This is a genomic window from Pseudomonas sp. B21-051, from assembly GCF_024748795.1.
Lineage (GTDB): Bacteria > Pseudomonadota > Gammaproteobacteria > Pseudomonadales > Pseudomonadaceae > Aquipseudomonas > Aquipseudomonas putida_A.
In genome coordinates, this window is the sequence record NZ_CP087166.1 from 2286194 (window position 1) to 2312417 (window position 26224).

The 26224-nt window shown below is 61.7% G+C and carries 24 protein-coding genes; 13 read left to right on the plus strand and 11 right to left on the minus strand.

The window, feature by feature from the left end:
* Positions 1-153 precede the first annotated feature (153 nt).
* The gene (locus LOY52_RS10265; RefSeq protein ID WP_258679352.1) at positions 154-1356 is read right to left on the minus strand and encodes an MFS transporter; all 1203 of its coding nucleotides are present in this window, start codon (positions 1354-1356) and stop codon (positions 154-156) included.
* Positions 1357-1476: 120 nt separating this feature from the next.
* Between LOY52_RS10265 and LOY52_RS10270 the strand changes: the two genes are divergently transcribed.
* Complete coding sequence (locus tag LOY52_RS10270; protein ID WP_258679354.1) at positions 1477-2376, plus strand: LysR family transcriptional regulator; 900 nt, start codon at positions 1477-1479, stop codon at positions 2374-2376.
* 91 nt (positions 2377-2467) lie between these two features.
* Positions 2468-3355, plus strand: coding sequence for a DUF2242 domain-containing protein (locus LOY52_RS10275; RefSeq protein ID WP_258679356.1), 888 nt, complete (start codon positions 2468-2470; stop codon positions 3353-3355).
* Positions 3356-3675: 320 nt separating this feature from the next.
* Here the strand turns inward: LOY52_RS10275 and LOY52_RS10280 are convergent, their stop codons facing one another.
* Both LOY52_RS10280 and LOY52_RS10285 read right to left on the minus strand, forming a co-directional pair.
* Entirely contained in the window at positions 3676-4716 is a 1041-nt protein-coding gene (locus LOY52_RS10280; RefSeq protein ID WP_258679357.1) for an AraC family transcriptional regulator, read from the minus strand.
* A 3-nt stretch (positions 4717-4719) separates the two neighbouring features.
* On the minus strand, positions 4720-5850 hold the full coding sequence (locus tag LOY52_RS10285; RefSeq protein ID WP_258679358.1) for a nitrilase-related carbon-nitrogen hydrolase: 1131 nt from the start codon (positions 5848-5850) through the stop codon (positions 4720-4722).
* Positions 5851-6056: 206 nt separating this feature from the next.
* Here LOY52_RS10285 and LOY52_RS10290 point away from each other — a divergent pair, with 206 nt between their 5' ends.
* The gene (locus LOY52_RS10290; RefSeq protein ID WP_258679360.1) at positions 6057-8096 is read left to right on the plus strand and encodes an FAD-dependent oxidoreductase; all 2040 of its coding nucleotides are present in this window, start codon (positions 6057-6059) and stop codon (positions 8094-8096) included.
* Between the two features lie 146 nt (positions 8097-8242).
* Entirely contained in the window at positions 8243-9166 is a 924-nt protein-coding gene (locus tag LOY52_RS10295) for a 1-aminocyclopropane-1-carboxylate deaminase/D-cysteine desulfhydrase (RefSeq protein ID WP_408980428.1), read from the plus strand.
* Between the two features lie 161 nt (positions 9167-9327).
* On the opposite strand, the gene LOY52_RS10300 is transcribed toward LOY52_RS10295, so the two are convergent.
* Both LOY52_RS10300 and LOY52_RS10305 read right to left on the minus strand, forming a co-directional pair.
* Positions 9328-9876, minus strand: coding sequence for a cytochrome b (locus LOY52_RS10300; RefSeq protein ID WP_258679362.1), 549 nt, complete (start codon positions 9874-9876; stop codon positions 9328-9330).
* Positions 9877-10097: 221 nt separating this feature from the next.
* Positions 10098-10439, minus strand: a complete 342-nt coding sequence (locus LOY52_RS10305) for a hypothetical protein (RefSeq protein ID WP_258679363.1) — start codon at positions 10437-10439, stop codon at positions 10098-10100.
* A gap of 52 nt (positions 10440-10491) precedes the next feature.
* On the opposite strand from LOY52_RS10305, the gene LOY52_RS10310 reads away from it, so the two are divergent.
* The gene (locus LOY52_RS10310; RefSeq protein ID WP_258679364.1) at positions 10492-10815 is read left to right on the plus strand and encodes a T-complex 10 C-terminal domain-containing protein; all 324 of its coding nucleotides are present in this window, start codon (positions 10492-10494) and stop codon (positions 10813-10815) included.
* A gap of 108 nt (positions 10816-10923) precedes the next feature.
* Here LOY52_RS10310 and phnX read toward each other — a convergent pair whose 3' ends face one another.
* Together phnX and LOY52_RS10320 are read right to left on the minus strand one after the other, a co-directional pair.
* On the minus strand, positions 10924-11751 hold the full coding sequence (gene phnX, locus LOY52_RS10315; RefSeq protein ID WP_258679365.1) for a phosphonoacetaldehyde hydrolase: 828 nt from the start codon (positions 11749-11751) through the stop codon (positions 10924-10926).
* Positions 11752-11896: 145 nt separating this feature from the next.
* The gene (locus tag LOY52_RS10320) at positions 11897-13006 is read right to left on the minus strand and encodes a 2-aminoethylphosphonate--pyruvate transaminase (RefSeq protein ID WP_258679366.1); all 1110 of its coding nucleotides are present in this window, start codon (positions 13004-13006) and stop codon (positions 11897-11899) included.
* Between the two features lie 113 nt (positions 13007-13119).
* On the opposite strand from LOY52_RS10320, the gene LOY52_RS10325 reads away from it, so the two are divergent.
* Positions 13120-13980 (plus strand): LysR substrate-binding domain-containing protein, encoded by an 861-nt coding sequence (locus LOY52_RS10325; RefSeq protein WP_258679367.1) that lies wholly within the window; start codon positions 13120-13122, stop codon positions 13978-13980.
* A gap of 159 nt (positions 13981-14139) precedes the next feature.
* Here LOY52_RS10325 and LOY52_RS10330 read toward each other — a convergent pair whose 3' ends face one another.
* Positions 14140-15012 carry a LysR family transcriptional regulator gene (locus tag LOY52_RS10330; protein ID WP_258679368.1) on the minus strand — a complete coding sequence of 291 codons (873 nt, stop codon included), beginning with the start codon at positions 15010-15012 and terminating at the stop codon, positions 14140-14142.
* Between the two features lie 269 nt (positions 15013-15281).
* On the opposite strand from LOY52_RS10330, the gene LOY52_RS10335 reads away from it, so the two are divergent.
* Together LOY52_RS10335 and LOY52_RS10340 are read left to right on the plus strand one after the other, a co-directional pair.
* Positions 15282-16607 carry an MFS transporter gene (locus LOY52_RS10335; RefSeq protein ID WP_258679369.1) on the plus strand — a complete coding sequence of 442 codons (1326 nt, stop codon included), beginning with the start codon at positions 15282-15284 and terminating at the stop codon, positions 16605-16607.
* 71 nt (positions 16608-16678) lie between these two features.
* Positions 16679-18070 carry an FAD-dependent oxidoreductase gene (locus tag LOY52_RS10340; protein WP_258679370.1) on the plus strand — a complete coding sequence of 464 codons (1392 nt, stop codon included), beginning with the start codon at positions 16679-16681 and terminating at the stop codon, positions 18068-18070.
* Positions 18071-18633: 563 nt separating this feature from the next.
* On the opposite strand, the gene LOY52_RS10345 is transcribed toward LOY52_RS10340, so the two are convergent.
* Positions 18634-20025, minus strand: coding sequence for a type VI secretion system Vgr family protein (locus LOY52_RS10345; protein WP_258679371.1), 1392 nt, complete (start codon positions 20023-20025; stop codon positions 18634-18636).
* 221 nt (positions 20026-20246) lie between these two features.
* Between LOY52_RS10345 and LOY52_RS10350 the strand changes: the two genes are divergently transcribed.
* Positions 20247-20951, plus strand: a complete 705-nt coding sequence (locus LOY52_RS10350) for a YebC/PmpR family DNA-binding transcriptional regulator (protein WP_007961154.1) — start codon at positions 20247-20249, stop codon at positions 20949-20951.
* An 85-nt stretch (positions 20952-21036) separates the two neighbouring features.
* Here the strand turns inward: LOY52_RS10350 and LOY52_RS10355 are convergent, their stop codons facing one another.
* Together LOY52_RS10355 and zapE are read right to left on the minus strand one after the other, a co-directional pair.
* The gene (locus LOY52_RS10355; protein ID WP_258679373.1) at positions 21037-22347 is read right to left on the minus strand and encodes a leucine-rich repeat-containing protein kinase family protein; all 1311 of its coding nucleotides are present in this window, start codon (positions 22345-22347) and stop codon (positions 21037-21039) included.
* Between the two features lie 213 nt (positions 22348-22560).
* On the minus strand, positions 22561-23682 hold the full coding sequence (gene zapE / locus LOY52_RS10360) for a cell division protein ZapE (RefSeq protein ID WP_258679374.1): 1122 nt from the start codon (positions 23680-23682) through the stop codon (positions 22561-22563).
* A gap of 305 nt (positions 23683-23987) precedes the next feature.
* Between zapE and LOY52_RS10365 the strand changes: the two genes are divergently transcribed.
* From LOY52_RS10365 to LOY52_RS10380, 4 genes are all read left to right on the plus strand, one after another.
* Positions 23988-24491: a spore coat U domain-containing protein gene (locus tag LOY52_RS10365; protein ID WP_408980436.1), complete on the plus strand. Its 504-nt coding sequence runs from the start codon at positions 23988-23990 to the stop codon at positions 24489-24491.
* Between the two features lie 104 nt (positions 24492-24595).
* Complete coding sequence (locus tag LOY52_RS10370; protein WP_258679378.1) at positions 24596-25129, plus strand: spore coat U domain-containing protein; 534 nt, start codon at positions 24596-24598, stop codon at positions 25127-25129.
* Positions 25130-25149: 20 nt separating this feature from the next.
* Positions 25150-25686: a spore coat U domain-containing protein gene (locus LOY52_RS10375; protein ID WP_098968110.1), complete on the plus strand. Its 537-nt coding sequence runs from the start codon at positions 25150-25152 to the stop codon at positions 25684-25686.
* Between the two features lie 4 nt (positions 25687-25690).
* On the plus strand, positions 25691-26191 hold the full coding sequence (locus LOY52_RS10380) for a spore coat U domain-containing protein (protein WP_258679379.1): 501 nt from the start codon (positions 25691-25693) through the stop codon (positions 26189-26191).
* The last annotated feature ends 33 nt before the right edge of the window (positions 26192-26224 follow it).

The window sequence follows — 26224 nt, forward strand, 5'->3', positions numbered from 1 at the left end:
TCTTTTGATCTTGATCTTGTGGGAGCTGGCCTGCCAGCGATGGCGGCCTGTCAGCCGACCAATCTCTGACTGCCCACACTCAACCCCACTGTAGGAGCGAGCCTGCTCGCGAAGGCGGTCGATCGGTCAACCAATCCGCGACAGACAAACCCATCACCTCACCCGCGCAAACCCATAGCCCCGAGCCCTGAGCGCCGCATACAAAGTCAAAACCAGCAACCCCACAACAATCCACGGAAAACCCCCAACCCCCAGATTCCCCAGCAGCAAACCACCCGCCAGGCCACCCCCGGCAATTCCGACATTCCACAGGGTCACCAGCATCGACTGGGCCGTATCGGCAGCCTCTCCAGAAGTTTTCGCCGAAGCAGTCTGCAGCAGCGAAGGCATCGCGCCAAACGCCATGCCCCACACGGCGACGGCGATGTAGACCACGGTCGCCGATTCTCGCCACAGGCCCAAGGCGATGGCGGAGAGCATGAACAGCAGCGTGCTGATCAGCACCAGTTCGCGTAGCCAGCGATCGATCAGGCTGCCGACGATCCATAGGCTCAGCACTGAGGCGAGGCCGAACACCAGCAGCACCCGGTCGATATCGCTGGCCAGTCCCGACGGTTGCAGGAACGGTGCGATGTAGGTGTACAGCAGGTTGTGAGCAACCACGTAGGACAGGGTCACAAACAGTACCGATCGTACCCCGGGCAGGGTGAAGACCTGACGTAGGGGCAGGCGTTTACCTGCGTGTTCTCCGGCAAAGTCCGGCACTTGCCAGCGCACCCAGATCACCAGCAACAGCGTCAGCGCAGTCATGATGGCGAAGCTCAGGCGCCAGCCGACCAGCGTGCCGAGTAGCGTGCCAGCCGGGATGCCCAGCGAGAGTGCCAGCGGCGCGCCAAGCATGGCGACGGTGATCGCCCGGCCTTGCAGGTGTGGCGCGACCATGCGGCTGGCGTAGCCTGCCAGCAACGCCCACAGCAGCCCGGCAAATATCCCGGCGAGCAAACGTGCGATCAGGGTCAGCCAGTACCATTCCGACAGAGCGGTGATGCTGTTGGCGATGGCGAAGCCGCCAATGGCTGTCAGCAGCAATGGCCGACGACGCCAGCCGCGGGTGGCAATGGTCAGCGGGATGGCGGCGAGCATCGAGCCAATCGCGTACAGCGTGACCAGTTGCCCGATCAGTGCCTGGGAGGCATTCAGCCCCGCGCTCATTTGCGGCAGCAGGCCGGCGGGCATGGCTTCGGTCAGCACCGTGATGAAGCCAGCGGTGGCCAGGGCCAGTAGGGCGCCGAGGGGTAATCGGTCGCGGGTCTCGACTGGCTGGGTGAGGGCCGAGGTCAGTTGTGCGTCGTTCATGAGTCAGCGTCCATGTGCCGAAGTGGGTGAAGGCCATAGGCTAGGGCGCTGCGCATTGGAGAAAAATGGGTTACGGTTCCGAACATATCGGACATGGATGTCGTGAATCGGAGGGGTGGAATGGACAGTCTGGGCAGTATTTCGGTGTTTGTTCAGGTCGCCGAGACCCGCAGTTTTACCGAGGCTGGGCGGCTGCAGGGCGTGTCGTCTTCAGCGGTGGGCAAAAGTATCGCCCGGCTGGAGGCGCGATTGGGCGTGCGGCTGTTTCATCGCACTACCCGCAGCATCACCCTGACCAGCGAGGGCGCGCTGTTCCTCGCACGCTGTCGCAAAATTCTTGCCGAGGTGGAAGCCGCCGAGTTCGAACTTTGCGATTCCGCCTCGCAGCCCCATGGCAAACTGCGCATCAGCCTGCCGCAGGTGCACGGGCTGGTAATGCCGGTGATGAATGAGTTCATGGCGCTCTACCCGCAGATCGAGCTGGATCTGGACCTGACTGATCGCATGGTCGACGTGGTCGAGGAGGGCTTTGATGCAGTGATTCGTACCGGTCAACCACGTGATTCACGACTGATGGCGCGGCCCTTGGGCGAATTTCACATGGTGCTGGTGGCGAGCCCGTTGTATCTGCGGCAGCGCGGCGTGCCGCAAATCCCCGCCGATCTGGCGGAGCACGCCTGCTTGCGGCACACCTTTCATGCCACCGGCAAGCTGGAGCCGTGGCCATTGATTGGCGAGGAAGGCGCGCCGGAGCCGAGCTTGCCGACGCGGCTGGTCACCACTTCCATCGAAGCCGTCAATCATGCGGCCCTGGCAGGGATGGGTATCGCCTGCCTGCCGGATTTCATGACCCATGAGGATGTGGCGCACGGGCGCTTGCAGCGAGTGCTGGATGCGCATATGAAACACACCGGTCAGTTCTGGGTATTGTGGCCCTCCAGTCGCCATGCCACCGCCAAATTGCGCGTCTTCATCGATCACTTGTCGCTGCGACTTTTTCCGGCAGACAATGGTCAATAAGGTTGTAACGGCTTTAAGACACAATCCATGCGCCGCAGGGCCAAGTTCTGTTGCACAATACGCCCCGGACTGTTTTCCCTCAGGATGTTCAATGTTGATTTCAACTCCCATGCGAGTCTTTGGGTTGGCGCTGTTGTTGACCGCTGTTGCTGGCTGTTCGAAGGACAAGCCGATCTATGAGCATGAGAACTTCGATGATTCCGGCACGTTCTCGCGCAATTATCCGGTGGCTGACACCGCGAGTTGCGAGGCGGCCCGTCGTGCGTTGCTCAGCCAGGGCTACATCATCACCAGCAGTGACCCGAAACTGATCAGTGGCCACAAAAGCTTCCAGCAAACCGGTGAAACCCACATGGAGATCAGCTTCAATGTGGTGTGTACCGAAGACGGCAGCTCCAAGCACCATGCCACGGTGTTCGCCAACGCCTTGCAGGATCGCTATGCGCTGAAGAAGACCAACAACTCCGCCAGCCTCGGGGTCGGTGTGTTGGGTTCGGTGTCGATGCCGATCGGCTCATCCGACGATTCGATGGTCAAGGTGGCCAGTGAGACCGTGACCTCGCAGAAGTTCTACGAGCGTTTCTTCACCCTGGTTGAGCTGTTCCTGCCAGCCGATGCGAAGAAAGCCGCACACATCGAAGAGAAACCCAAGACCGATCTCGGTGTGCCGGAGCCCAAGCCTGCCGCTGTAGCGCCGGCAACACCTGCCCCGGCGGTAGAGGCAACGCCTGCGCCGCCGCCAGCCGGGATTGTCGAGCCAGCCCAGACCACGACGCCGACAGCCCCGGCTGCGACCCCGGCGCCGGCCCCGGTTGCACCGACGCCAACGGGCTCCGAACCTGTGGTACCGCCTGCGGAGTCTGCGCCGATCACCCCGGCACCGAGTGCTGAACCAGCACCCGCCAGCGAAACGATCACGCCGCCGGCCAACCCGAGCAATATCCCGCCACCGTCCGAGCCGATTCCGGCAATGCAGTAAGCCCGGTGCGACACCCTGTGGGAGCAAGTCTGCTCCCACAGTTGTTTCTGCGGCGCGTGAAATCTCGTTACATTCCCCTGACAAAAATCCCGCGATAAATTCCTGACCAACTGCTACGTTTTATTCATGAAGGCGGGATGTCACTTTTCCTTCATACGGGCACGATAGGCTCGAGGCACTGGTCATGTGACCGGGCTATTTTTCAAACGGGCAGCAGGGGGATTACACGATGGATGACTATCAAGAAGAACTGCTCGAATACCAGGCGTATGAACTGGATCAGCCAGAGCCGGCCGAAGACGCCACCGAGTTGTAAGGTGTCAGGCGGTTTTACGGTGACTGCGGCGAAACTCGCCGGGTGTCTGACCGTTCCAGCGTTTGAATGCGCGCTGAAACGCCTCGGCTGAAGCAAAGCCCAGCAGATAGGCGATTTCGCCGAACGCCAGTTCGGTGTCGCGGATGTAGGTCATCGCCAGATCACGGCGGGTGTCATTGAGAATCGCGCGAAACTGCGTGCCTTCCTCAGCCAATTTGCGGCGCAAGGTCCAGGTCGGCAGCTTCAGGCGCGCCGCCACTTCTTCCAGGTCGGGTTCCCGGCCACCGTTGAGCAACGGCCCCAACAGCTGAGTGATGCGTTCACGCAGGCTGCGGGTGCGGGTCAATTGCTCCAGTTCCCGTTCACACAAATGCAGCAGATGCCGCCAGGTACTCGGGCAGTGCTCGGGATTACGCTGGGCGAGGCTGCTGAGGCTTAAGCGCAGTTGATTGCGTTCGGCACCGAACTGCAGCGGGCAGTCGCCCAGCGCGCTGTAGGCGTCGCGATAGTCCGGCGCGTCGAATTCGATTTCGATGCGCTCGGCGCGCAGGGGCTCGCGACCAACGCTGGACAGCTGATGCAGCCAGCCGGCGATGATCGAATCGACCACAAAACGGTTATAGGCGTTGTACGGGCTGATCGAATAGAAGCGCAGCCAGGCGCCATGGGCGTCTTCGTGAAAACTCGACTGCCCGCGATAATTGGAGCCGTACAGCGGCTCGAAGCGGATAAGACAACGGGCGGCCTCGCGCACGGTCGGCGCCTGCGCGGCAGTGACCCCGGCGAGCCCGGCCTGACTCAAGCGGCTGAGCTGGCCCATGCGCAAGCCCAGTGCGGGATCGCCGGTCAACTGAATCGCGCTGTGCCCCAGACGCATGTAGCGCGGAATCGACAACCGCGCGCCGGCCTCGGCCAGTCGCGCAGCATCCAGTCCATATTGTTCGAGCAGCGGTTGCGGATCGGCGCCATGGCTGCGCACGGCATCAGCGAGGCTATGCACGAAACCTACCGACAGATCCCCCAGGCGCATCGGCAGCGGCTTCATGGCTTACAACCAGATGTTCAGCAGACGCGCGCCACGGGCTTCGCCATCGGCGAATTGCTGACCGTTGCTGCTGAGGAAGCTTTGCCCCGAACCGGGCTTGTCCCAGAACTGGCCGCGCAGGAACACGCTCATGCCGGCGATCGCACGACTGCTCGGCGGTTGCGCGGTCAGTGTCAGGCGATGCCAGGCCTGACCTTCACTGATTTCCCCGGGCTTGAGGCTGACCGACCCCGGTGTACTCGAACCCTTGTAGCCGGGCCACGGCTGATCCCAAGCACCGTGGCCGACGACGAAGGCGGGCACCGCCACCAGTTGCGCGCCTTGCTCGTCGAGTCGGCGATAGTTGTCCGGGTACCAGCTGTCGCTGCCGATCAGCACACCCAGACGCCCGGCCGGGGTCTCGATCACGTTGATCGCATGCTCGTCTTCGCTTCCGATCACGTCACGTTGTTCGAAGATCGGGTGCATCTGCCGCTGGGGCTGGCCCAGCGGCACGCCATCACGGCCGAATACCACGCTGCTGTTGAACAGCGCGCCGTTGCCGGGCTTGAGCTGGCCATCACGAATACTCGGTTCGGGCAGGACGATGGAACCGGCTACCAGTGTCACGTGGAATTCCTTGGCCAGACCACCGAATAGCGCCTGGTAATCCTTGGCCATGGCTTTGGACTTCATCCGCAGGTACGCGTCGTCAAGGCGATTTTCGCCCTTGGCAGTGAGCCAGGCGCGGGCGAACAGCAACGGATTGCTCGCCGCCAGCCAGTTCATCGCTTCGACCAGGGTCGGCGCCTGATACAGCTCGTCTTTCTCGCCGCTGATCATCAGCCAGGTGCCGACATGCTCGGGCAGTACCACCACGGTTTTTTCGTTGAGCAGCCCCTGATCCTGTGCCTGCTGCAGATAAGCTGCGAGTTTGCGGTGCAGGCGCTCGGGACTTTGGTAGTCGGTCGGAAACAGTTCCGGCTGGATGCCCAGCAGATTGCCACGGTCGGCGGGCGTGCCCTGATCGACCGCCAGTTTGATGCGCAGGTCCGACAGGTAATGCCCCGCCGGCCGGTCCGCCGCCCACATGGCGTAGGTGGTCAGGGCGGCAACGATGGCCATGGAGAAAAACAGATACAGAAGTTTGCGCATGAAAACCAACAACAGCCGGGTACAGGGTGTGGCGACTAGGGTAGGGCGCATGCCTGCGCTTGCCAAGGGGCGCTGCGCATTTGGATCAATAAGTTGTCAGTTTCGGTCATTGAGTGACAGCAGTGCGACTCTTAGTCTGTCGAACATGACTGACGGGGGACGCAGAGCTCCCGCAATTTCCGTGATCGCACGTTGTGGAGTTACCGATGACCGCCGCTCATTACCCGCACCTGTTGGCCCCGCTGGACCTGGGATTCACCACGCTGCGCAACCGCACCCTGATGGGCTCGATGCACACCGGCCTTGAAGAGAAACCGGGTGGCTTCGAACGCATGGCCGCGTACTTCGCCGAGCGTGCCCGTGGCGGCGTCGGCCTGATGGTCACCGGCGGTATCGGCCCGAACGACGAGGGCGGTGTGTACTCCGGCGCAGCCAAGCTGACCACCGAGGAAGAAGCGCTCAAGCACCGCATCGTCACTCGCGCAGTGCACGAGGCGGGCGGCAAGATCTGCATGCAAATCCTCCACGCCGGGCGGTATGCCTACAGCCCGAAACAGGTCGCGCCGAGTGCGATTCAGGCGCCGATCAACCCGTTCAAGCCCAAAGAGCTGGACGAGGAAGGCATCGAGAAACAGATCAGCGATTTCGTCACCTGCTCGGTACTGGCGCAGAGCGCCGAGTACGACGGCGTGGAAATCATGGGCTCGGAAGGTTATTTCATTAACCAGTTCCTCGCCGCGCACACCAACCACCGCACTGACCGCTGGGGCGGCAGCTACGAAAACCGCATGCGCCTGCCGGTGGAAATCGTCCGCCGCGTACGCGAAGCGGTCGGGCCGAACTTCATCATCATTTTCCGTCTGTCGATGCTCGATCTGGTCGAGGGCGGCAGCAGTTGGGAAGAGATCGTGACCCTGGCCAAAGCCATCGAGCAGGCCGGCGCGACCATTATCAACACCGGCATCGGCTGGCACGAAGCGCGAATTCCGACCATCGCCACCAAGGTGCCGCGCGCGGCGTTCAGCAAGGTCACCGCCAAGCTGCGTGGTTCGGTGAACATTCCGCTGATCACCACCAACCGCATCAACACCCCGGAGATCGCCGAGCAGATTCTGGCCGAAGGCGATGCCGACATGGTCTCGATGGCGCGGCCGTTCCTCGCCGACCCGGACTTTGTCAACAAAGCCGCAGAAGGCCGCGCCGACGAAATCAACACCTGCATCGGCTGCAACCAGGCGTGCCTCGATCACACCTTTGGCGGCAAGCTCACCAGTTGCCTGGTCAACCCGCGTGCCTGCCATGAAACCGAGCTCAACTATTTGCCGGTGCAGCAGATCAAGAAGATCGCTGTGGTCGGTGCCGGCCCTGCCGGTCTGTCCGCCGCGACCGTGGCCGCCGAGCGCGGGCATCAGGTGACCTTGTTCGATTCCGCCAGCGAAATCGGCGGCCAGTTCAACATCGCCAAGCGTGTGCCGGGCAAGGAAGAATTCTTCGAAACCCTGCGCTACTTCAAGCGCAAGCTGCAGACCACGAATGTCGAGGTGTGCCTGAACACCCGCGTCGACGTGGCGAAACTGGTGGAGGGCGGTTACGACGAAATCATCCTCGCCACCGGCATCGCGCCGCGTGTGCCGGCGATTCCGGGCGTGGACAACGCCAAGGTGCTGAGCTACCTGGACGTGATCCTCGAGCGCAAACCGGTGGGCAAACGCGTTGCCGTGATCGGCGCCGGCGGGATCGGTTTCGACGTTTCCGAGTTCCTCGTGCACGAGGGCGTGGCCACCAGTCTCGATCGCACTGCGTTCTGGAAAGAGTGGGGCATCGACACCCATCTGGAAGCCCGTGGTGGCGTGGCCGGGATCAAACCGGCGCCGCACGCGCCGGCTCGCGAAGTGTTCCTGTTGCAGCGCAAGAAAACCAAGGTCGGCGATGGTCTGGGCAAGACCACCGGTTGGATTCACCGCACCGGTCTGAAGAACAAGCAGGTGCAGATGCTCAACAGCGTCGAATACCTGAAAATCGACGACCAAGGCCTGCATATCCGCATCGGCGAAACCGGCGAGCCGCAAGTGCTGGCGGTGGACAACATCGTGATCTGCGCCGGCCAGGATCCGCTGCGCGAACTGCAGGAAGGTCTGGTGGCAGCGGGACAGAACGTGCACCTGATCGGCGGCGCCGATGTGGCGGCGGAGCTGGATGCCAAGCGCGCGATCAATCAGGGTTCGCGTCTCGCCGCTGAGCTTTAACCCCCCACCTCTTGTAGGAGCTGCCGCAGGCTGCGATCTTTTGATTTTGCTTTTAAAGACCAAGATCAACAGATCGCAGCCTGCGGCAGCTCCTACAGGTTTTTTGGGTGCTGTTAGTATTGGTTTTTTCTGATGCTGCGACGCTGATGCTTTTTCCCTCTGACTGGCTCCCCCAAGCCCCCCTCGAATTGCTTCAACTCGACTGGCTCACCACCTCCGGAATCGAGGTCGCGATCCTGCGCCTCGACCAGATCGACCCGCTGATCAGCGGCAACAAATGGTTCAAACTCACCGAGCATCTCAAGGCCGCCGACCGCACCGGTGCGCAGGGCGTCATCAGCCTCGGTGGCGCGCATTCCAATCATCTGCATGCACTTGCGGCTGCCGGCAAGCGTCTGGGTTTCGAAACGGTCGGCCTGTTGCGTGGCCATCCACAGCAAACGCCCACGGTTGCGGATTTGCAGGCATTCGGCATGCAGCTGCACTGGCTCGGTTACGGCGGCTATCGGGCGCGACATGATCCCGGCTTCTGGGAGCCCTGGCAGGCACGGTATCCGAATCTGCACGCAGTGCCCGAGGGCGGTGGCGGATTGGCCGGTGCGCTGGGCTGCAAAGCGCTCAAGCAACAGGTGAGTTCCCAACTGAGCACGCTGGGCTGGAGCGATTTCCACGGCTGGTGGCTGGCGTGCGGCACCGGGACGACCCTGGCAGGACTGGTGCTCGCGGAGGCGGGAGAGCGTCCGGTGTACGGTGCGCTGGCGGTGCCGGAGGATCATGGCGTGGCGCCGCAGGTGGAGGCGATTTTGCGCGAAGCCGGAATGGTCAATGCAGGTTATGAATTATTCGATGCCAGCCGTGGTGGTTTTGCCAAGGTTGATCCGTTGTTGCGGGAGTTTATTCAACTGTCCGAGCAGGCCAGCGGCCTACCGCTAGAGCCGCTGTATACCGGCAAGGCGTTGTTGGCGCTCAAGGAGCAGATCGAGTCCGGCAGATTTGAGTCAGGCACCCGGCTGATCTTTGTGCACACGGGCGGTTTGCAGGGGCGCCGAGGATTCACTTCCTACAGTTGAGCTTCTGTGGCGAGGGAGCTTGCTCCCGCTCGGCGGCGCAGCCGTCGTCAATTCAGCGAATACAGTTTGCCTGACAGTCCACATTTTCAGGGATCAGGTCTGCTGCGCAGCCCAGCGGGAGCAAGCTCCCTCGCCACAGGGGAATTGCACCGAGGCGATGTTCAACCGCGCTTGGGCATCATCCGCAATAAGGTGTTATCACCCACCACATAATGGTGATAAAGCCCCGCCAGCGCATGCAGGCCGATCAGCCAGTAGCCGATATTGCCGATCAATACGTGCCAGTGCTCCATCTGCTTGGCGAATGTCTTGTCCTCATGAACCAGCAGCGGCAGATCGAAACCGTAGAACATCACCTGATGGCCCTCGGCGCTGGTGATCAGCCAGCCGAGGATCGGCATGCAGATCATGAACAGGTACAACAGCCAGTGCATCACCCGCGCCAGCAGGGTTTGCCATTGCGGGGATGCCGGGAAGATCAGCGGCGCCGGGCCAATGCTGCGCGCGAGCAGGCGAAACCACACCAGCACGAACACGGTCAGGCCCAGCATGTAATGCACTTCGCGGATCAGCGTGCGGCCGCCGCTGCCTTTGGGAAAGAGCCCGCGCAACTCCATGCTGGCATACACCAGGATCAACAGCACCAGCATCAGCCAGTGCAACATGATCGAAACCGTACTGTAACGAGACACGGAGCTTTTCCACGGCATGCTGCACTCCTCATGATCCAGACCCGGACCGGCATTTTGCGTATACCCTCATATCACTGTAATCCGGTTTCTGCCGATTCGCCTGAATTCAGATTAACTTTTTCATAGATGAATCAGTCTATGTGTCTTCTGTTGATTGAACTTGTTTTTAAAGTTTGCGCGAAAGTGTCCTTGGACGGTGCTCTCATGTTTTGCATTAGTTCAGATTTTGTAGTTGTCGGTTAGGGCGATATTGTTCTGGTGTCGCATTGGGTAATGCTGAGTCTATTTTTCCAGTGCTTTATTTTGTTGTTAATGGAGATAACTATGAAAGGATTGATTGTTTCTGAAATGTATAAGTTGGGTGTGAAAAAGGGAATGATGGCCAAGCCACCGGTTTCGAAACCCAAGCCATCGCCGAAGCCAACACCAACACCAACACCAACACCAACACCGAAACCAGCACCAAAACCAACACCGAAACCAGCACCAAAGCCAATACCGAAACCAGCACCAAAGCCAGCACCGAAACCGGCACCAAAACCAACACCGAAACCAGTGCCAAAGCCCACGCCCACGCCCACACCCACACCAAAACCGGTCCCGTTACCCAGGGCCCCCCTTCAATGGCCAACATTGAATATCAGCATAGATCCTCTGGCGCTGTTCAATCTGTTGGCCACGGTCGGCGTGATCCGAAACTCGGATGGCTCAAGCCGACTGCCGGACGGCAGCGTGGTGGACGCTGATGAGCAATGGGTCAAGCGGCCGGATGGTTTTATACAGTATGCGGACGGAAGAGTTGAACGTCCTGATGGCAGCATTGAATGGCCAGACGGAACAATGGAATACGTCGATGGCCGAATTGTCTGGAAAGATGGAACCGAGCGCATGCCAGACGGCAGTACGCATTATCCCGATGGTGTCATTATTGACGCTGACGGTAATCAGATTAACTGAATTGATGTGAGAAAAAAGTGCTGGTAGTTGTCGGGGACTTTTAAAGTATTGCACTGGCAAAAGACAAGAATGCCGCGACGTCTCGCAACGTTGCGGCATTTTCATTATTCAGCAGCTTTGCGGCATTTCACCATTGGCCAGACGCTTGTTGATGTCGGCAATCACTTCCGGCAGGTCGCTGATGGTGTCGATCATGTAGTGCGGGCGCGAATCGGCGAACAGCGCGTGGATGCGTTTGCGTTCGCTGGCCAGTTCGTCGCTGCCCAGTGCCCGGTAGCCGGCGTAATCCAGGCCCAGCGCGTTGCCCGAGCAGATCAGCGCCACGGTCCACATTCCGGCGCGACGGCCTTCGAGGATGCCCGGCACGGTGTCGTCGATCTTCACGCAGGCCGCGACATCATCGATGCCCAACGCAATCACGTTGGCCAGAGCCTGGGCCGGCCAGGGGCGACCGTTCGGCACTTCGTCGGTAGCCACCACGTGGTCGGCGACGTAGCCGTTAGTGGCAGCGAGGGCCACGACCTTGTCCATCACCTGTTTCGGGTAGCCGGAGCAGGAACCGATCCTGATCCCTTGCTGACGCAGGTTGGCGATAGTTTCCAGCGCGCCGGGAATCAGCGCCGAGTGCTCGGCGATCTTCTCGATCTGCAGCGGCATGAAGCGGTTGTAGATCGCGGTGACGTCATCGTCGGTCGGGGTGCGGCCGAACGCTTTGCGATAACGCTCGGCGACCTGCGGCTGATCGCATAGCGTGCGGATGTGGTCCCACTTGCCCATGCCCATCGGGCCACGGGCCTCTTCGATGGACACCTGCACGTCGAATTCGGCGAAGGCTTCGACGAAGATCTGCGTTGGCGCGAACGAGCCGAAATCGACCACGGTGCCGGCCCAGTCAAGGATGGCGGCTTGCAGTTTGCTTGGGTTGGTGTAGTTCATTTTGGTCAGAATCCTGTATTGGAATGCGATTCAAAACTGTGGGAGCGAGCCTGCTCGCGAAGGCGTCGAATCGGTCGATATCCATGTTGAATGTTCGACCGCTTTCGCGAGCAGGCTCGCTCCCACAGGGGATTTTTGGTGTGAGTCAGATATCGAGCACTTCCATCTCGCGCAGCACTTCTCCCACTGCCGCCACGGCCTGGCGCATTTCGTCCGGGCTGACGTGGCCGATGCAGCCGACGCGGAAGGTTTCGACCTGAGTCAGTTTGCCGGGGTAGAGGATGTAACCCTTGGCCTTGACCCGTTCGTAGAAGTCCTTGAACTGGTAGCGCGGATCTTGCGGGGCATGGAAGGTGGCGATGATCGGGGCCTGGATCGCCGCCGGCAGGAAGCTGCGCAGGCCGAGCTTGCCCATTTCCTCCATCAGCGCCTGACAGTTGGCGGCGTAGCGCGCATGTCGAGCAGGCAGTCCACCTTCTTCGTTGTATTGGAGCAACGCTTCGTGCAGCGCCGCGACCACGTGGGTCGGCGGGGTGAAACGCCACTGGCCGGTCTTCTGCATGTAGCTGTGCTGGTCATGCAGATCCATCGCCAGCGAATGCGAGTTGCCGGCGGCTGCAGCCAGCGATTCCTTACGGGCGAAGACAAACCCCATCCCCGGCACGCCTTCCAGACACTTGCCCGAAGCGGCGATCAGCGCATCGAACGGGACTTTTTGCGCGTCCACCGGCAACGCGCCGAACGAGCTCATGGCATCGATGATCAGGCGCTTGCCGTGTTGCTGCACGACGTCGGCGATTTCCGGCAGCGGGTTGAGGATGCCGGTGCTGGTTTCGCAGTGGATCAGCGCGACATGGGTGATGTCGCCATCGGCGCGCAGCAGGCGGTCGACGTCGGCAGCGGTGGTCGGTTCGTCTTCGGCGGTTTCGAAGGTGCTGAACGAGCGGCCGAGTACTTCGCAGATCTTCGCCAGACGCTTGCCGTAGGCACCGTTGATCAGCACCAGCACCTTGCCGTCACGTGGCACCAAGGTACCTATCGCGGCTTCAACGGCGAAGGTGCCGCTGCCCTGCAACGGCACGCAGTGGTGAGTGGCGGCGCCGTTGAGGATCGCCAGCAATTGCTCGCAGAGGCTGGCGGTCAGTTGATTGAAGCGGTCATCCCATGACCCCCAGTCGACCATCATTGCCTGGCGGGTGCGGGCCGACGTGGTCAACGGGCCGGGAGTGAGCAGGATGGGTGCGGCAGTACTCATTCGTGTGTCCTCGCGATAGCGCTGTGGGATGAAGCTACGGGGCATACGTTGCAATTCGGCGAGTCATCAATCAAATTGTTTGTTGTTATGCCAACCATCAGCGAGGGTTATTCATGAATCTGTTCCAGCTGCGCGCCTTCGACGCCGTGGCCCGGGAAGGCAGCTTCACCCGCGCCGCCGCGCGCCTGTTCATCAGTCAGCCGGCGGTCACCGGACACATCAAGGCGCTGGAGGAGCACTACCAGATCACCTTGTTGCGTCGCACCGCACGCCGGGTGGAGCTTACCGAGGAGGGCACCAAACTGGCGGCGATCACCCGCGCCATGTTCGGTCTGGCCGAAGAAGCGCAGACCCTGCTCGAAGCCAACCGGCAATTGCTGACCGGACGTCTGGAGGTGGCCGCGGACGGCCCGCACATGGTCATGCCGATGCTCGCCAGCCTGCGTGCGCGCTATCCGGGGATCACGGTGAACCTGCGTCTGGGTAATGCGCAGGAAACCCTGGCAGCGCTGCTGTCCGAGCACGCGGACGTGGCAGTACTGACCGAAGTCGAACCGCGCAAGGGCCTGCATCTGCAAGCGTTGAGCGAATCGCGGATCTGCGCACTGGTGCCGGCGGCGCATGCGTGGGCGCAGCGTGCCGGCGAGGTACGGCTCAAGGAGCTGGATCAGGTGATCATGGTGTTGCGCGAGCCGAGTTCGATCACCCGCCGTACCTTTGATCAGGCGTGTGCGCAGGCGGCGGTCAATCCACGGGTTCTGCTGGAACTGGATAGCCGTGAGGCGGTGACCGAAGCGGTGGCGGCGGAGCTGGGGGTGGGCGTGGTGTCGTCGGTGGAGGTCAGCCATGACCCGCGGGTGGTGGCGATTCCGATTGTCGGCGACGGGCTGGTCAATCGGCACATGATTGGCTGCATGGAGCGGCGGCGGGAGTTGCGCCTGATTCAGGCGTTCTTCGGCCTGGCGCCAGTCTGATACACCGTGGTGCGTCCTTCGCGAGCAGGCTCGCTCCCACAGGAATTGCGCTATGCCCATATCCCCTGTAGGAGCTGCCGCAGGCTGCGATCTTTTGATCTCGTTTTTAAAAGCAAAATCAAAAGATCGCAGCCTGCGGCAGCTCCTACAGGAGGTGGGTCAGGTCAGGCTCTCGCGCACCATCTCGAGAAATGTCGCCACCACCCGCCGCGAACTCTGCTCGCGCAAGCACACCAGCGTCTCGGTCAAGCGCCGGGTGCAATCGGTAATCGGCAACGCGCAGACCCGCGAATCCGCGCCAAACTCGGCCGCTGATACCACCCCCACACCAATCCCCACCACCACCGCCTCGCGTGCGGCTTCCCGGCCCTCGACCTGAATCGCCGGACGAATGCGAAAACCGGCGCGGGCCATTTCTTCTTCCAGGGTCTGGCGGGTCACCGAGCCGTGTTCGCGCAGCACCAGCGGCGTGTCATCGAGATCGGCCAGACAGATCGACTCGCGCTCGGCCCACGGGTGATGGCGCGAGACGAACGCCACCATCGGGTCGTTACGCAGCGGCACGCACAGCAGACGTTCATCAGTGACATCACGCCCGAGCAGCGCCAGATCGGCCTGATAGTTGAACAGGCGAAACAGCGATTCATCGGTGTTACCGGTCTCGATCTTCACGCTGATCCCCGGATACCGCTCGCAGAACCGCGCGATCTGCGGCAGCACGTGTATCGGCGCGTCCACTGCGAGAATCAGGCTGCCGGTCTGCAACGCCTGGGATTCCTGCAGCAGCTCCTGGGCTTCAGCTTCAATCACAAACAGCCGTTGGGTGATCGCCAGCAGACGCTCGCCAAGATCGGTCAGGCGCACCGAACGCTTGTTGCGATGGAACAGCAACACACCAAAGCGTTCTTCGAGTTTGCGCACCTGGTCGGAAATCGCCGGTTGCGTGAGAAAAAGCCGTTCGGCGGCTTTGGTGAAGCTTCCATGTACGGCCACGGCGTGGAAGGCTTTGAGCTGGGCGTGGGACACGGACATGTGGCCTCCGGTAACAAGCTGGGCTTATGTGTGAAATACGATAAATCGATTTTATTTATTAAACAGTAATTGCTTTGATCCGCTCACGCCAGCGCTGACTGTCCGCTCGGACAGCAGGGTTGGCGATGAGCCTGTGCGTGCAACACAGGACTCATCTGACCGCTATCGCCATCAGGGATGGGGCGCTGGCGCAGTGCTCAACAATAAAAAACACAGGCGTTTACTTAACGATTCTGCCGGCACACTCACACCCTGAGGTCAGAACCACAATGAACAAGCACATCGGCACCATTGCGCGTTGGCGCATGCAGATTTTCGCTGTCACCTGGCTCGCGTACGCCGCTTTCTATTTCACCCGCAAAGCATTTTCGGTGGCCAAACTGGGCATCGCCGAAGACCCGACCTTCATGCTCGACAAGATGGCCATGGCCAACCTCGATGCGATCTATCTGGCGGCCTACGCCATCGGCCAATTCACCTGGGGCATGCTCGCCGACCGCTTTGGCCCGAGGGTGGTGGTGCTTGGCGGGTTGCTGATTTCCGCTGGCGCGGCATTGGTGATGGGCAGCTTCGCCACGCTGCCGATCTTCGCCACTTGCATGTTGATTCAGGGATTGGCGCAGTCCACTGGCTGGTCGGGATTGTGCAAAAACCTCGGCAGTTTCTTCCCGGCGCAGCAGCGCGGGCGGGTGCTCGGATTGTGGAGTTCCTGCTATGCGTTTGGCGGTCTGGTGGCCTCGCCGTTCGCCGGCTGGTGGGCGTATACGCTGATGGGCACCTGGCACGCGGCGTTCATTTCCAGCGCGGTGGTGGTCGCGGTGGTGGCGGTGTTGTTCTTCATTTTTCAGCGCAACAAACCGGAAGACGTCGGCCTGCCAGCGGTTGAACCGGAGCCGGAACTCAGTGCCGCAGAAACCGAAGCCAACAGCAAGCTCAGTGTCTGGGAGCCGTTGAAGGAAATCCTGCGCAATCGCACGGTGCTGGTGCTGGGCCTGGCGTATTTCATGTTGAAACCGGCGCGTTACGCGATTCTGTTGTGGGGGCCGGTGATCGTCTTCGAGCAGATGCCGAGTGTCGGCAAGGTCGGCGCAGCGATCATTCCCACCTCGTTCGAACTGGCTGGTCTGCTTGGGCCGATCATGATCGGCCTGGCCTCGGACAAGCTGTTCGGCGCCCGGCGCATGCCGGCCTGCGTCCTCAGTCTTCTGGCGCTGACCGTAACCCTGGCGCTGTTCATGGGCGCGTTGCACACCGGCAGCGTGATGCTGGTGGTGGCGCTGCTGTTTGTCATGGGCCTGACCCTGTACGGGCCGGACTCGATGATCAGCGGCGCGGCCGCCATCGACTTCGGAAAGGCCAAGGCCGGTGCCACGGCGGCCGGTTTCGTCAACGGTTGCGGCTCGGTCGGCGCGGTGCTCGGCGGATTGCTGCCGGGTTACTTCGATTCGGTGACGGTGTTCATCGTCTTCGCCGGCTGCGCGTTGTTCTCGGCGCTGGTGCTGATTCCGCACTGGAACAGCCGCCCGGTCGGGGTGATGGAACCGCGCGCGGCCATTCCCAATTGCCCGCTGACCATCAAACCCCTGCGTAACTGAAAACCCTTGCCTCGCGGCCTGCTGCGGCGTTCGCGGCAGGCTGTGTCGTGGCCATCTGACTGGAGAATCCCATGCGACCGTTTTGGCTAGAGCAAGCCTTGCAAGCCGACCCATCCGCGACGTGCCCGCCGCTGCAAGGCGAAGTGCGCACCGACGTGTGCATCGTCGGCGGCGGCTATACCGGGTTGTGGACGGCGATCATGCTCAAGCAGCAGAACCCGGAACTCGATGTGCTGCTGATCGAAGCCGATATCTGCGGCGCCGGTGCCAGTGGGCGCAATGGTGGTTGCGCGTTGTCGTGGTCGGCCAAGTATTTCACCCTCGAGCGGCTGTTCGGCGTCGAGGAGGCGGTGCGCCTGGTCAAGGAATCCGAGCGCAGCATCCACGCCATCGGCGAGTTCTGCGAACAGTTCGGCGTCGATGCCGATTACCGCCTCGACGGCACGCTGTACACCGCCACCAACAAGGCGCAGGTCGGTTCCACCAACGCGGTGATCGCGGCGCTTGAGCGCAACGGCATCAACTCGTTCACCCAGCGTCCCGTTGCCGATGTGCAGCGCATGGCCGGTTCCAGCAAGCATCTGGAAGGCTGGTTCTCGCCAGCGGCGGCCAGTGTGCAACCGGGCAAACTGGTGCGCGGCTTGCGCCGGGTGGCGTTGCAACTGGGCGTGAAGATCCACGAGAACACGGCGATGACCGGCCTGGAGGAGGGCCGCCCGGCGCGTATTCACACTGCTGGCGGCTGCGTGATAGCCGACCGCGTGGTACTGGCGATGAATGCGTGGATGGCCCGGGCGTTTCCGCAGTTCGAACGCAGCGTGGCGATTGTCTCCAGCGACATGCTGATCACCGAGCCGCGCCCGGATCTGGTGCAGGAGATCGGTTTGACCAGCGGCGTTACGGTGCTCGATTCGCGGATTTTCGTGCACTACTACCACAACACGCCGGACGGCCGGATCATGCTCGGCAAGGGTGGCAATACGTTCGCGTTTGGTGGGCGGATGTTGCCGGTGTTTGATCAGCCTTCGCCCTATGCGGATTTGCTCCAGCGCAGCCTGGGGGAGTTTTTTCCGGCGTTTGCCGGGGTCAAGGTGGATGCGACCTGGAATGGTCCGTCAGATCGTTCGGTCACCGGTTTGCCGTTTTTTGGGCAGATGAGTGCCAGTGGCAACGTGTTTTATGGTTTTGGTTATTCCGGCAGTGGCGTCGGGCCGTGTCACATGGGCGGGCAGATTCTTGCCTCGTTGGTGCAGGGGCTCGATAACCCTTGGACCCGTTCGCCGTTGGTGAACGGGCCGCTGGGGTATTTTCCGCCGGAGCCGATTCGGTATCTGGGGTCGTTGATGGTGCGTAATGCGATTCGGCGCAAGGAGCGGGCTGAGGATCATGGGTGGCGGCCGCGGCGTCTGGATGTGCGGTTGGCGAAGTTTGCGGCGGCGGCGGGGAAGGCTGACAAGGGGTGATTGGGGGCTGGCGAGCGCTGCGTTCTTTTGGGTTACCGAGTACATATCCGTTTCTGCGGTAACGGCTTCTTATGGTTTCGCTCTTACAGCGACTCACTTTTCCAGACGCCGAAAAGTAAGCAAAAGGCTTGGCCCCGGCGTACGGCCCTCGCTTAGGCTCGGGTTCCTTCGCTCCGGGATTGATCCGGGGGCATCGCCTCCGGTTTGCTTCGCTGCACCTCCTCTCGATGTGTTTGGCTTCGCCAAACGGTCGCTGCGCTCCCACCCCCGGATAAACCCCTCCACTCAGCCTGCCGAAGGGGCCGGCACGGCAAGATCAAGAGCTGCAGCCGAGCTAACGCTCATCCTGTGTAGGAGCTGCCGAAGGCTGCGATCTTTTGATCTTGATCTTGATCTTGATCTTGATCTTGTGGGAGCTGACCTGCCAGCGAAAGCGGCCTGCGAGCCGACCAATCTCCAACTGCCCGCACCCAATCCAACTGTAGGAGTGAGCCTGCTCGCGATAGCGACCTCCGAGCCAACCAGTTTCCGGCCGCTGTACTCAATTCCAATGTCTGCGATGCTTACGGATCAGCCCCGTGCAGCAGCCAATCGAGCAACAGGCTGCTGTCGCGCGGTGGTGGCGTTTCATTCGGTGGCGCGGGACGCGGGTTGGCGAGGCAGAGGATCGGTCGATCCGGGTCGCTGTCGAGGAAGCTCACCCACACCTCACTGCCGGCGCGGGGCAACTGGTGGGCGGCGAGCCGGCCGGTGCCGGTCAGCGCGATCGGCAGCCACAGGCACGCAGATTCAGCTGTCTGCGTCGGCCAGAGGCTGACGCCGATGCGCCCGCGATCATCCAGTGCAGCTGGCTGGCCGGGCGATCCCAGCACTCGTGCCAGGTGATAGCCGCCGATGTTCGGGCGCGGTTGCGCCAGGGGCGGGCGAAAATCGCTCGACCAGGGCAAGGCGCTGAAGTCATTTCGATAATGATGCACGTCGGTTGTCGGATCGAGGATCGAGGGGTGCTGGCCTTGATGGTGCAGCTCAGTGATCAGCCATTGCTCGTTGAAGGCGTTGATCGGGTGTTCGCTGATCTGCAACAAATGGCCGCTGCGCAACGCGCTGCAGTCGCCTGATCCCCGGATCGTGCGCGACTGGCAGCGCTGGCGCTGCAGATGGCGCCGGCTGCGCTGTTCGGTGTGGCGTTGGTCGCTGGAAAGGTTCTGCGGTGTGAACGCTGGCACAGGGTGGTTTGCCGCGTCTGCGGTGATGACCGCCTGACCCCGGTTGCGAATGCCGGGCGCGGCCATGACCGGTGTCGCGTCATGACGCTGCAGCAGCGTGCTGATGCGTGGTGATGGCGTATCGTCGGAAGCGGCAAACGGCACTGGCAGCGGTTCCTGCGGCAGGCTCAGGTTGTCATCGGCAAATACCACCACATGCCCATCCGGGCGATGTTCGAAGTGATAGTGAATGCCTTCCTCCTCACACAGCCGTTGCAGGAAGGCCAGGTCGCTTTCCTCGTACTGCAGGCAAAATTCCCGTGGCGGGTACTGGCCGACGCTCATCTCGATCCGGTAACTGTCCGTCGGCAGTTGATGTTCTTCGAGCAGTTGCGCAAGGATCGCCGGCACGCTCGCTTGCACGAAGACCCGGCGCCGCGGCGACTGCTCCAGATTCAACAGGTGCGGGACCAGCGTCAAGCTGTAGCCGATGCGGTGGCTGGCGCGATGCTCGCAATTGACGCTGTGGATCAGGCCGTGAATCCCGTGATCGACACCCAGGCGCATGAACGCCGGTTGGCGCAGCAGGCAGCCCGGTGCCAGGGCCGGGGCCAGACCGATCACGTCAATCTCGAAACGAAAAGACTGATTGAGTGCTTCCTTGCCGTTGAAACGCAGCACCGGCAGGCACAGCTGACCATCGGTCAGGTTCAGGGTCAGGGTGTACGGGCTTTCCTGGTCATTGAGCATTCATACGGGCTCTGTGGGGTAATACGGACAGCAGAGGGTACGAAAACGCGAGCACGAATGGTCATGGCCATTGGGTTTTTCAGAAACGCCCTACAAGGTGTGGTGAAGATGTCGATTCAACAATGAATTTTTTTGGTCGATTGCCGACTTTAGGCCGTATAAACTTGGCGCCACGCGTCGGCCAATAGATGTCTCGGCGCCACAGATCAAGAGAGTGAGTAATGGGCGCACAGTGGAAGGTTAAACACAAAGAAGCGGCAGCCAACGCCAAGGGCAAGATCTTCGGCAAACTGGTGAAAGAAATCACCATCGCTGCCCGCAACGGTGCCGATACCGCCACCAACGCACACCTGCGTCTGGTGGTCGAACAGGCCAAGAAAGCCTCGATGCCCAAGGAAACCCTGGACCGCGCCATCAAGAAAGGTGCCGGCCTGCTGGGCGAAACCGTGCAATACCACCGCGTGACGTACGAAGGTTTCGCGCCGCACCAGGTTCCGTTGATCGTCGAGTGCGTCACCGACAACATCAACCGCACCGTTGCGGAAATCCGCGTAGCGTTCCGCAAGGGGCAACTGGGTGCTTCCGGTTCGGTGGCCTGGGACTTCAACCACGTCGGCATGATCGAAGCCTCGCCGGACACCCCGGACGCCGATCCGGAAATGGCCGCGATCGAAGCCGGTGCTCAGGACTTTGAGCCGGGTGAAGAGGGCGCGACCCTGTTCCTGACCGATCCGACCGACCTCGACGCTGTGCAGAAAGCCCTGCCTGAGCAAGGTTTCACGGTGCTGTCGGCCAAACTCGGCTACCAGCCGAAGAACCCGGTCAGCGGCCTGAGCGACGAGCAGATGGCTGAAGTCGAAGCGTTCCTCGAAGGCCTCGACAACCACGACGACGTGCAGGACATGTTTGTCGGTCTGGCGGGCTAAGATCAAAAGATCGCAGCCTGCGGCAGCTCCTAGAGGTGTACACATAACCCTGTAGGAGCTGCCGCAGGCTGCGATCTTTTTGTGATTATGTGTGCAATACCTGAATCACTTCGCCGAACCCCGGCCGCGCCAGCACATCTGCCTGACAGCAACGCTGCTCCAGCGCTTGCAGCACCTCGCGCTGTTCATCGCTCAACCCCGAGTCGACGCGCGCCAGCAATTCCCCGAGCAGAACCCCGAACGCCCGCACTTCGATGCGTTGCAGTGCCCGGGTTTCCAGGTTGTCGGTGGTGGCATGGAACGACGCCGCGCCGAAATCCCCGAGCAAGCAATCGCCCTGTTCGTTCAACAGAATGTTATGGCCATAGAGGTCGCCGTGGGTGATGCCCTGTTGATGCAGGTGTTCGGCTGCCGAAGCGATGCCTTGGGCAATGTTCAATGCCACTTCGGCACTGAAGCGGCAATCCTCGGCATACACATCCCGCGAGCAGCTCGCCAGGCTCGGCAATGCCGCGAGGTTGCGAAAGCTTGGGTCGATCAGTTGCATCACCAGCCCCTGTTGGCCATCGGGATGCCCGTGAATACGGCCTTCCACGCGGATCAGGTTCGGGTGCAGGCCGGCGGTGATGCAGGCATTCATTTCGTGCAGCGGCGAACCGTCGCTGGTCATTTCACCTTTATAGAGCTTCACCGCGACCGGCACCTGCGAGCCGTCGGCGCGCTGCCACTGCGCCCTGGAAATCACCCCCGAGGCGCCTTCGCCCAGGCGCTGTTCCAGACGCAGCGCCGACCAGTCGATCAGCGGCGTGGCTTCCAGCGCGGCGGCATCGGCCTCGGTTTCCAGCGGATTACCCGCGTACGCCAGCCAGGTCAGGCTTGGCAGGGTCAGCAACCACTGCGGCAGTTCACGCAGGCGGTTGGCGGCGATGCGGATCAGCTCCAGGCGGTGGCATTGGCTCATTGAGGCGGGCAACGCTTGCAGGCGATTGCCGGCCAGCAGCAGTTTTTGCAGATACGGGCGCTCACCCAGTTCGGTGGGCAGGCTTTCGATGCAGTTGTCGGTCAGGATCAACCAGCGCAGCAGCGGCGGCAGTGCTGCGCCCGGCACGTGGCTGATGCGGTTGGCCTTGAAGCCGATCATCGTCAGCGCCGCGCATTTTCCGACGCATTCCGGTACCTCGGTGAAGCGGTTGTCCGAGCAGAACAGAATGCGCATCCTGGTCAGGCGGTGCAGGTCGTCGGGCAAGCTGCTCAAGGCGTTGCCGCTGAGGTTGAGCACCTCCAGCGTATCGGCCAGCTCGAAAATCTCCCGGGGGAACTCGGTCAGGCCGCAAGACAGATCCAGCCGGGTAATGCCCGACAACTCGCCGGCGCGCAATTGAGCAAGGGTGTGCATGGGGATGTTCACTATCAAAGGAAAGAAGCGCCGGGCGCTCGGAATGGGCGACATGATAACGGCAAAGCCTGGATTTGCATTGATCTGACCCAGAGGCCCCTTTAATTCCTGTGGGAGCGAGCCTGCTCGCGAAGACGGAGTGTCAGTTGGCGAAATATTGGCTGACAGGACGCTTTCGCGAGCAGGCTCGCTCCCACAAGGGACTTGAGTGGGTCAGTGGGTTTCCTGCAACTGTCCCAGACGGCTGCGGGTGCGGGCCAGGTCGATGGCATTGCCGCCAAGCGCTTCGCGCAGTGGCAAGTGGCTGAGCACGGTCAGGTGTTTATCCTGGTCGTAGAGCACGTCGATCAGGTTGATGAAGCGCTGTTGCGCGGCGATCGGGCACTCACCCAGCTCTGGCAGGTCGTCGATGATCCACTGGTCGAAACGCCGACACAGCTCCAGGTAATCCATCACCGCCGTCGGTTGCTCGCACACATCGTTGAAGGTGAAAGCGACCCGGCTGCCATCACACAGGCGCGCCTGAACGTGTCGGCTGCCCACTGGTAACGCAATGGCCGGGGCACCTTCGGGCGGCAGGTTCAGGGTCTGGCGCTGGGTTTCGGTGGCTGGCCACACATAGTGGCCCTGCGTGAAAACCTGATGCGCATGGTTACTCGCCTGGCTGCGGTAATCGTGCGGGCCGCCGACCTCCATCACTTGCATTCGGGCATTGATCAAGTCGATCACCGGTTTGAAGCGCGCATGATAGAGCGGGTTGGGCAGCAAGCCTTCAGGCGGATAGTTGGAGGTCACCAGCAGCAGAATCCCGCGCTGGAACAAAGCCTTGAACAGGCGGGTGATGAGCATCGCATCGCCGATGTCATGCACATGAAATTCGTCGAAACACAGTACCCGGCAATCGTCTAACAGCTCGTCGAGGGTGACGCCGAGAGCGTCGTCCTGTTCGCGATGGTTGAACATGCCCTGATGCAACCGGGCAAAGAATTCATGGAAATGCACGCGTTGTTTCTGCGCGGTCGGCAGTGCCTGGAAAAAACCGTCGAGCAGCCAGCTCTTGCCGCGTCCGACCGCGCCATGCAGGTACAGGCTCGGCGGCGTTTGCGGCTTGGTGCCGAACAACAGGCTGGCCTGCTGCGCCATGCAATCGATCACCCGCTGCTGGCTGTGGCTGAGGGTGTAACCCTGGCCATGGGCCTTGTGCCGGAAATAGTCGCGGATCGACTGCGCATTCGCGTCATGCCCGGCATGCGCGGGCCGGCCCTTGGCGAACCAGCGGCGCAGCGCCGACCAGCGTAGGGTCAGTGGCGATCGTTTGGGCGCTCGAGAGGGCACAGTGCAGTCACTCCGTGTTCATCAGACCGGCGCCCGGGAGCGCGGCGCCGTAGTGTAACCAGAGGCTGCGCCAGGCTTCCATCGCGGCTCGTCGACTGTGGGCGATCACTGAACAGATTTGTGCGGGACGTACAGCTATTTTCAGCAATGTAATTCGCCGTGTTGCCAAACTTTCGAAACATATCCCGGCAGATCCATGGATCCAATCGACTGGCGGATTCGTCGACCGTTGCTAACCTGAAACACAGTAACGTCATCCAGGATGTTCCCTCACAAGGAATGGGACAGTGATTGTACGTGTGGTGATGGGCCTGCTCGGGGTGCTGGGGGCCTCGGTGCATGCGGCGGATCTTCAGGTTGAAGTCCGCGTTGACGTGCAGCGTGGCTGCCAGTTGATCGGCCAGCAGCGCGAGGCGGGTAACGAACAGCTGGGGGTGCTGGATTTCGGCAGTACTGCGCGTCTCGATGACCCGGCCGGGCCACTGGGCGCGGCGCTGACCAACCAGCGTCTGCCGCGCCTGGAGTGCAACCCCGACACGCCGTATCAGCTGCGGGTCGACGGTGGCCTGCATGGTGGCGTTGGTGAGGTTCGCTACATGGCGGGGGCGGCGGGGAGCAGGCCGATACCTTATCGGCTGTATCAGGACGCGGCGCGCCGGGTGCCGCTGGTGGTGAACGTGCCAGTCAGCGGCCGGGTGCCGGACACCGGCACTGTGGAGCTGCCGCTGTACGCGCGGATCGAGCGTCTGGCGCAGGTGCCGCAGGTCAGCCGCTATTCGGATCTGGTCAAGGTCACCGTGACCTGGTGAGTGCAGGATTTCAGGCAATTCGCTGGAGGCGGGTTGCGCAGGGAAGGGGCGTTCAATGCTGAACGCAAGGTACGCAGGCATCCTGAAGGAGTAGGACGGACGCAATGACAGGCAAGCACTGGATGGTTATCGCCACGGGTACGTTGCTGTTGCTCGCCGACGACGCACAGGCGGCGATCAGTGGGCAGATCAATGCGCGGCTGATCCTGATCGCCGGGTGCGAAGTCACCAACAGCGCCACCCCGGCGATCCCGGTGAGCAATCTGGGCACCCTCGATTTCGGTCAGCAGGGGCCGACCTGGAACACGCCGATCAAGGCCAGTCTCGACGGCGACAGCAGCGGCAAGCTGAACGTCGCCTGCAATCCTTCGGTCACCGGGTTCACCGTCACCATCGATGGCGGCAGCCACGGCGACGGCACCACCCGCCGCCTGAGCAACGGGCGCCAGACCCTGCCTTATCAACTCTTTCTGGATGCCTCCGGCAGCCAGCGCTACAGCATTGGCCAACAACACAATTTCGCTGTCACCAGCGGTGCGCAGATACCGATTCCGGTGTTTGGCACGGTGGTGGCGAATACCCGCGCGGTTCCGGCAGGTGTCTACACCGACACGCTGACGGTGACGCTCGACTGGTAACCCCGTAGAGGACGGACACCATGCGCAAGTTTGCATCAAGGATAGGTTTGTCGTTGCTCGGCCTGACGCTGGTTTCCAGTGCCAACGCCGCCACCACGGTCACCGGCCAGATCACCGCCAGCCTGACCCTGATCAGCAGTTGTCAGGTCAACGGTGCCGGCGGTTCCACCGGGCTGAACTTCGGTGCCCTGAACTTCGGCACCGCCAACAGTCTGTTCACCACCGCGAGCGGGCAGGTACTGGGCGGCGGTGGCGGGGCACTGTCGATTCTCTGCTCCAGTGGCACGACCCCGGTGGTCAAGGTGCGCGCCGGTGCTCACGATGGGCAGTCGCCGGGCGGCGCTCGCGCGCTGTACGACGGTGTCGCCAACTACGTGCCGTACGATTTCTACACCGATGCCGGGCATTCGCAACTGCTGCCGATCGACGGCACGATCAACCTGGCGACCAGCACTGGCGTGGCGCAGACGGTGAATATCTACGGTCAGGCGGTGGGCAAGGCTGGACTGCCGGCCGGGACGTACACCGACACCGTCGCTGTCGAACTGACGTTCTGATGCCATGCGCCGCCAGGGCTGTGCCGCGCTGCTCCTGCTCTGTGCGGGCAGTGTGCCGCTGCCGCTGGGGGCGGCGACAAGCCAGAGCTTTCAGGTCAGCGCGACCGTCACGCCGGGGTGTCTCATAGTCGGCGGGGTGTCGAATTACGGTGGGCTGAATTTCGGCTCGCGCTCGGCCCTCGCGACGGGAACGGTGCAAGTGGCATTGACCGGCGGCGTGCAGCTGCAATGCACCCCCGGTGTGACCTTGAACATGAGCGTCGATGGCGGCCAGTACAACAGCAGCGGTCGGCATATGCAGATCAACAGCGGCAGTGCGCGGGTGGCGTATGCGCTGTTTCGCGATGCGGCTTACAGCCAGAGCCTGGGCATCGGCCAGAGCGTGGCGGTGGCCTATAGCGATGCAAACAACATCAGCCTGCCGATTTACGGCCAGGTGCAATTGCCGGGCAATCAGCCCGGGGGGACGTACAGCGACGTGTTGCAGGTGCAGCTGTCGTGGTAAAGCGACATTTGAATGGCCGACAAGGAGCAGGTT